A 6,239-nucleotide genomic window follows, 5' to 3' on the forward strand; every position below is an offset into this window, starting at 1 on the left:
GGCGTGCATGATTACCCCCGCGATATCAACAGCTCCAGGCCCACGCAAGCGAACAGCAGCGCAAGCATTCCTTCAATCCAGCGCCTCACCCGGGTATAAAACGCGATCATCGGCGCCGTTGAGAACAGCAGGGCATACCCCCCGAAAATCGTCACGCCGAGCAACGCACAACCGCCGATAATCGCCGGTAAAACGCCTTCAGGCGCCCCTTGTCGCAAACCCAGCGACATGATCGCCATCCAGGACATGATGGCCTTGGGATTACCGAGATGCATCAGCACGCCCTGCCGATACAACTTCCGATAAGATCGCCCGCCATCCCCTGCCGCTATCCCTGTCGAGACGGGAGACGCCCGTAATGCGGATTGGCCGGCGCGCAGCGCCAGATACAGCATATACACGCCGCCGACGATTTTGATGGCCCACAGCGCCTGCGCATACGTGGCCAGCACGGCGGAAAGGCCGGTCGCGGCCAACAGTGCCCAGCACAGCGATCCGGTCACCACCCCGGCAGCCAGCGCCAGTGCGGGTGAGCGGCCGTCACGCATCGCCACGCCCATGATCGCCATGTTGCTGGGGCCCGGACTGGCGGTTGCGAGAAGATATGCGCCATAAACCAACGCAAGCTGACTGACATTCATGGAAAAACTCCGCTGACCCGCCTTGCGGCCGAGACGTTGTTGAAAACTCAGGGACTCTTCACCAACATAGTATGTGTTACACTTTTCACCTATTTAAATAGTGTCACGTGACACTATTCATTTTTCGGAGCATCACCATGCGGCTTCAATCGCCCTGGCAACCTCGCCTGGCCAATGCGGAAGTCACCACCGTCGAGCGGCTGGTGTTGGCGTTAGGCGACGACATTATCGAGGGTAAACTGCAGGGTGGCGATCGTCTGCCGGCTCACCGTACGCTCGCCTGGCAATTAGAGATCGGTCTGGGCACGGTGACCAAAGCCTATGCCATCCTGGAACGACGCGGGTTGGTACGCAGCGTGAAAGGCCGCGGGATGTTCGTGGCGATTCGCCACGCCCGTGAAAAACGCGAAATCGATCTTTCGTCCAATGCGCCGCCGGCGGTGCTGACCGATCGTTTGCTGGCGCGCACGCTGGCCAGCATTGCGCGGAAAATGGATGCGGATCATCTGAACCTCTATTCCCCTCCGACCGGGCATCTGGAGCACCGACGTTTGTTGGCCCGCTGGCTCGAAAACGTCGGCGTCACGATCGAACCGTCGAATCTGGCGCTGACCAGCAATGCCCGTCAGGCGATTTCACTGGCTTTTGACCTGGCCTGCGGGCCACGCGGGACGATACTGACGGAGAGAATCAGCTATCCCGGTGCGATCGCGCTGGCCCGGCGCAAAGGCCATTGCTTGATCGGTATCGATATCGATGCGCAAGGCATGGTGCCGCAAGCGCTGTCTCGCGCGCTCGAGCGTGTCTCCTGCGGCCATACTGCGGTCTATCTGACACCGACGCTGCATAACCCGACAACGGCCACCATGAGCGCCGAGCGCAGGCAGACTATCGTCGAGATATGCCGGCAGGCGAATGTCTGGATCATCGAGGATGGCGTGTATGCCCTGGGGCATTCAGCAACGCCTGCGCTCGCGACATTGGCACCCGAGCGGGTGTTCCATGTCAATGGCCTGTCGAAAACGCTCGGCCCGGGGTTGCGGATCGGTATGCTGACTCTGCCGCCCGGCATGCAAAACGCGGCGGAAGAAGCCTTGCAAGATATTCCCTTCGCGCCTTCGCCACTGTCTTGCGCAGTGGTGGGGGAGTGGCTGTCCAGCGGCGCGGTCGAGGCGATACCGCAAGCGTTGCGCCATGAGGCTCAGCGCAGAGTGCATCTGGCCACCTCGATATTCGACGCCGGCGAATGCGTATCGCATCCCGACGCTTATCATGTCTGGCTGCCGATGCCGCGCGAAACCGCCGAGTCTGTGGCCGCCGCCGCCGCATTGGCCAACGTAAAAGTGACGCCGCCGGACGCCGTGATGGTGGACCGCGACGAACGGGCAACGGGCATTCGCCTATGCCTGGGTTCCCCTTCGCTGAACGAGCTAACGGCAGGCCTGACGCAGCTGGCGCAGCTGTTGAAAGCACATCGGAACGGCTGACAAACGGAAGGGAAAGGTTACGCGCACGGGTCGACCGGCTCAGGCCTGTTCTTTTTGTGCGGTTTACTATTCCCTTCGCGCCCGCCTGCTTTTTCTGCCATTATTCTGCCTGATAAATTAGCGGGACTGATACAACCTCCCCGCGCCTCTGGAGAACACCGATGCTGTTCAAACTATGCAAAACCCTCGCGATGGCCTGCGTGGCCCTGATTATCGCCCAGAGCAGCGCGCTCAGCTTTACCCTGGAAGTGGCGGGCAAGATCGACAACGTGACCGACCCGGTCAACAAAAGCTATCTGTTCACCGATAAGCAGCTGTTGGCGATGCCGGTGCGCAGCATCACCACCTCCACTTCCTGGACGCCGCAGAGAAAATTCGAAGGGATTTCGGTGGCCGATATCCTGGAGCGCGTCGGCGCCAAGGGCGAGACGCTGACCTTCTATGCGCTGAACGACTATTACATCGACGTGCCGCTGTCCGACGTCAAAAAGTACAACATGATCCTGGCCTATAAGATGGACGGGGAGATGCTGAAACTCAGAAACTTCGGCCCGCTGTTCCTGGTTTACCCGCGCGACGCCGCCGGGCCTGAACTGAACTCGCCGTTGTACAACTCGCGCTTTATCTGGCAAGTGGACAGGATCGTGATCAAATGAAGCTGACGACCTTTAAGAACGGCAGCAGGCTGGCGATCCCGGCCATTTTCGCCGCGCTGTTTTTAGTGGCTTCGACCGTCACGCTCTATTACTACAGCGCCACCCTGTCGAAGAAAGGGCTGTATGCCATCGCCGGCACGCAGGAGAACTACTCCTGGTCAATCGCCAAGTTCTCCATCAAGCTGGCGGAGTTCGACACGCTGGTCGAGCAGCAAAGCCACGCCGCGCAGGTGGACAACGACAACCTGCGGCTGCGGTTCGAAATCCTCTATTCGCGTTTTTACGTGCTGGAAACCGTCTCCGAATCGACCCAGCCGCTGTACGCCGAGCCGGGCTACCCGGAAGTGGTCAAACAGATGCGCCTGCAGATGGATCGCATCGATAAGCTGCTGAGCAGTCGGAAAATCGACTTCGGCCAGGTTTCCGCGGCCATGAGAGCCATCAAGCCTTACGCCATCGAAATGGCCAACCTGACCGACCACGCCGAGGTGAAGCAGCGCACCGCCGCCTATGAGGATTACATCGAGAAACGGCACATTATTTTCTATGGGCTGGTGATCGTCATGTTCTCGGTGATCGCGCTGATCGCCATCACCCTGATCGTGTTCCGTCAGCAGCGGCTGACCATTCGCCAGCAGGCCAAGGCCATCGAGGCGGAGAAAGCGACGCGCACCAAAAACGCCTTCCTCGGCGCCATCGGCCACGAGCTGCGCACCTCATTGCAGAGCGTGATGTCGGCCATCGACGTGCTGGTGAATACCCGGGTGTCGGCTGAGCATGCGGACACCTTCCAGCGGCTGGAGACCGCCGCGCAGCAAATCGAAAGCCAGATGAAAGATCTGACCGACTACGCGCACCTCGACAGCGGCATGATGGAATTGCGCATCGTGCCGTTCGACGCGCAGAAGCTGATCGCGGAGACCGCCAACGAAATCGCCACCCTGACCCGCAAAGAGCAGGTCAAACTGAGCTGTGAAGTGGAATGCAGCCACCTGCTGGTGCACTCCGATCCGCTGCGCATCCGGCAGATTATCGTCAACCTGCTGACCAACGCCTACAAGTACACCGAAAGCGGCAGCATTACGCTGCACAGCTGCCTGCGCCGCCAGCCGGGCGGCAGTTCGTTGATTATCGAAGTGACCGACACCGGCATCGGTATCGAAAAAGACCAGCTCGATCAGATCTTCAAGCCCTTTACCCAGTTGGATCAGTCGCATACCAAGCAGTATGCCGGCGTCGGGATGGGGCTGGCGATCGTGCATGGCCTGGTGACATTGCTCGACGGCACCATCACGGTGTACAGCGAAATCAAGAAGGGCAGCACCTTTATCGTCAGCATTCCGGTGCAGATCAGTGAAGACGAACGCGCCGACGCGCCCGCCGCCGCCAATGCCTCTCTGCAGCAGAAGCCACAGCAGGTGCTGGTGGTGGATGACAACAAGTCGGTGGGTGACGCCTTTGCGGCGCTATTGGACAAGCTGGGCTACCAGCACGAACTGTGCGACTCGCCGGAGCGCGCGCTGCAGAAGCTGCTCAGACGCCCTTACGACGCGCTGTTGCTGGATCTGCAGATGCCGGGCATCGACGGCGCCGCCCTGGCCAGGCAGCTGCGCAACCGCCGCGGCCCCAACCGCCATGTGCCGATCATCGGCATCAGCGCCTACACGCCGGAGCAGCTGACGGCGGATCAGCGCGCCCTGTTCGATAACTACCTGATGAAGCCGGTTCGGCTGGATGCGCTGTCAAACGCACTGGCCGAGGTGTTCCCCGCTAAAGATTAAAACAGCGTTGCAGTGCGGCTTCGATCACATGGAGCCGCACCGGCTTTTCATAAGGGCCGAGCACGTCGTACTCGCGCATCGCCTGAGCGATTTCCGACTCGCGTCGGTCGGTACCCAGTTCGCCGGTCAGCACCAGTACCGGCGCGTCCGGGTTGTCGGAGGCGCGGATGGTGGCGATACAGCGATCCGCCGTTTCCTCACCGATCAGCCAGTCCACCACGTAGCCGTCAAACAGGCTTTGCTGCAATGCCTGGCAAAAACTGTCGACGTCGTAAAACGCCACCGCGTTGAAGCCGCAGCCGCCGAGATACTTGGCCAGCTCATCGGCCGCCTGATGCGAATCGTCCAATACCGCGATGCTCAGCCGCTCGTCGTCGCCGAAGCCGGGCCGGATTTCGATCAGATCGACGCCGTAACGCGGGCCTGCCGGTGCCTCATCGGCGCGATAGATACGCCACTGCCCTTCCACGCGCAGCGCCACAAATTCCGCCGGCCGCCCGGCAGGAAGCTCATCGCCAATGTGCCCGACGCAAGGCATCGCCACCCCCGCCACGAAAAAGATGGCATCGCGCGCCATGTTTGGCTCGGTGGTCTCGTGTTCGGCGCTTAAATCGGCGATCGCCGCCGGCGTTTCTCCCAACGCGGCCGCGACGCTGTTGATCTGTTCCAGCGTCCAGGGGCTTTGCCCTTTCAGTTTGCGGTGCGCATGTGAAAAACTCAGATCCAAGATGCGGCTGAGCTCGCGGGCATGCTGACGTTTTCCAATCCCGTAATGTAAAAACAGCTCCCTGACCCGATTGGCAATCGACTGTGAATCGAATTTTTGGTGATTGTTATCCATTTGTTCCTTCGATTTTTTTTACTGATTTATCAGTCGTTTTGATTATTTCCGCTGAAAAAGCCACATCTAAAACTGGCATCTCATGCAATTATGCGTTAAAAACGTTGCTTGACATACCATGTCGCATCGTCAAACATGGTATCAAAAGAGACATACAGCAATACACTATAAAAAATAACACCAGCACGTTTTTTAATAATAACCATAGTAACACCAGGGAAAATTTGTTCCGTTGCCGCTACTGAGACGATGAGCACATCGCTCGGACTGCGCAAATCAAACGGGGCTTGAGCCTTTAGCGCTAATCTGTTTTACCCACTTTTAAGCCGGGATCCGTCAGGGTCCCGGTTTTTTATTGCCCTGGCGCCGCGCCATCATACGGACTCACCCCGCAGCCGCAAATAAAAACGGAGCCGGCATGCCGGCTCCGTGGTCATTGCGATGATCGCTGAACGTCAGAAGCGCCAGGTAAAACCGGCGTTGACGCTGTTGTCCTGATGGTTCTGCGACAGCAGCCCGCCGTAGCCCAGCGACAGCGTGGCGTTTTCGTTCACCGCCACTTCCGCCCCCGCCTTCAGCACCATGCCGTCGCGCGAGACCGGTACGCTGTCCACCACGAACGGCGCGTTGCCGCCGTTGAACCGCAGCCCGGTACCTCGTTCCAGCCCGCCGTACTGATGTTGCCATCCCAGCTCGCTGCGCAGCGCCACCGTCGTGCCCGCGCTCACCTGCCATTCGGTGTCCGCACGCAGGCCCAGCGTCGACACCGTCGCGTCCGTGTGCTGCTTGTCGCCGCGCAATGCCGCCGCGCCGCCGCTTTCCGCGATGCCGTT

Annotated in this window: 6 protein-coding genes; 3 read left to right on the forward strand and 3 right to left on the reverse strand. The window is 59.8% G+C overall.

The window, feature by feature from the left end:
• Window positions 1–11: 11 nt before the first annotated feature.
• Entirely contained in the window at window positions 12–641 is a 630-nt protein-coding gene (locus tag REA38_RS14125) for a LysE family translocator (protein ID WP_033636389.1), read from the reverse strand.
• A 137-nt stretch (window positions 642–778) separates the two neighbouring features.
• On the opposite strand from REA38_RS14125, the gene REA38_RS14130 reads away from it, so the two are divergent.
• The 3 genes from REA38_RS14130 to REA38_RS14140 all read left to right on the forward strand — a co-directional run bounded on the left by REA38_RS14130 (window position 779) and on the right by REA38_RS14140 (window position 4,565).
• The gene (locus REA38_RS14130) at window positions 779–2,128 is read left to right on the forward strand and encodes a PLP-dependent aminotransferase family protein (RefSeq protein WP_308886072.1); all 1,350 of its coding nucleotides are present in this window, start codon (window positions 779–781) and stop codon (window positions 2,126–2,128) included.
• 161 nt (window positions 2,129–2,289) lie between these two features.
• Window positions 2,290–2,784: a molybdopterin-dependent oxidoreductase gene (locus tag REA38_RS14135; RefSeq protein WP_033636391.1), complete on the forward strand. Its 495-nt coding sequence runs from the start codon at window positions 2,290–2,292 to the stop codon at window positions 2,782–2,784.
• Entirely contained in the window at window positions 2,781–4,565 is a 1,785-nt protein-coding gene (locus tag REA38_RS14140) for an ATP-binding protein (protein ID WP_033636392.1), read from the forward strand. The genes REA38_RS14135 and REA38_RS14140 overlap by 4 nt, the downstream gene beginning before the upstream one ends.
• Here REA38_RS14140 and REA38_RS14145 read toward each other — a convergent pair.
• Both REA38_RS14145 and REA38_RS14150 read right to left on the reverse strand, forming a co-directional pair.
• Window positions 4,555–5,406, reverse strand: coding sequence for a helix-turn-helix domain-containing protein (locus REA38_RS14145; RefSeq protein WP_033636393.1), 852 nt, complete (start codon window positions 5,404–5,406; stop codon window positions 4,555–4,557). The two genes, REA38_RS14140 and REA38_RS14145, sit on opposite strands and share 11 nt — an antisense overlap.
• Window positions 5,407–5,861: 455 nt before the next feature.
• Window positions 5,862–6,239: autotransporter outer membrane beta-barrel domain-containing protein (locus REA38_RS14150; RefSeq protein ID WP_154618274.1), on the reverse strand; the 378-nt coding region annotated here is incomplete at its 5' end.

Origin of the sequence: Serratia sp. MF1(2023), from assembly GCF_030954545.1 — a bacterium.
GTDB lineage: Bacteria > Pseudomonadota > Gammaproteobacteria > Enterobacterales > Enterobacteriaceae > Serratia > Serratia sarumanii.

Bases quoted from the DNA above. Each gene is read 5' to 3' on its own strand.
- REA38_RS14125 (WP_033636389.1), bottom strand. From the start codon at position 641: ATGAATGTCAGTCAGCTTGCGTTGGTTTATGGCGCATATCTTCTCGCA.
- REA38_RS14130 (WP_308886072.1), top strand. From the start codon at position 779: ATGCGGCTTCAATCGCCCTGGCAACCTCGCCTGGCCAATGCGGAAGTC.
- REA38_RS14135 (WP_033636391.1), top strand. From the start codon at position 2,290: ATGCTGTTCAAACTATGCAAAACCCTCGCGATGGCCTGCGTGGCCCTG.
- REA38_RS14140 (WP_033636392.1), top strand. From the start codon at position 2,781: ATGAAGCTGACGACCTTTAAGAACGGCAGCAGGCTGGCGATCCCGGCC.
- REA38_RS14145 (WP_033636393.1), bottom strand. From the start codon at position 5,406: ATGGATAACAATCACCAAAAATTCGATTCACAGTCGATTGCCAATCGG.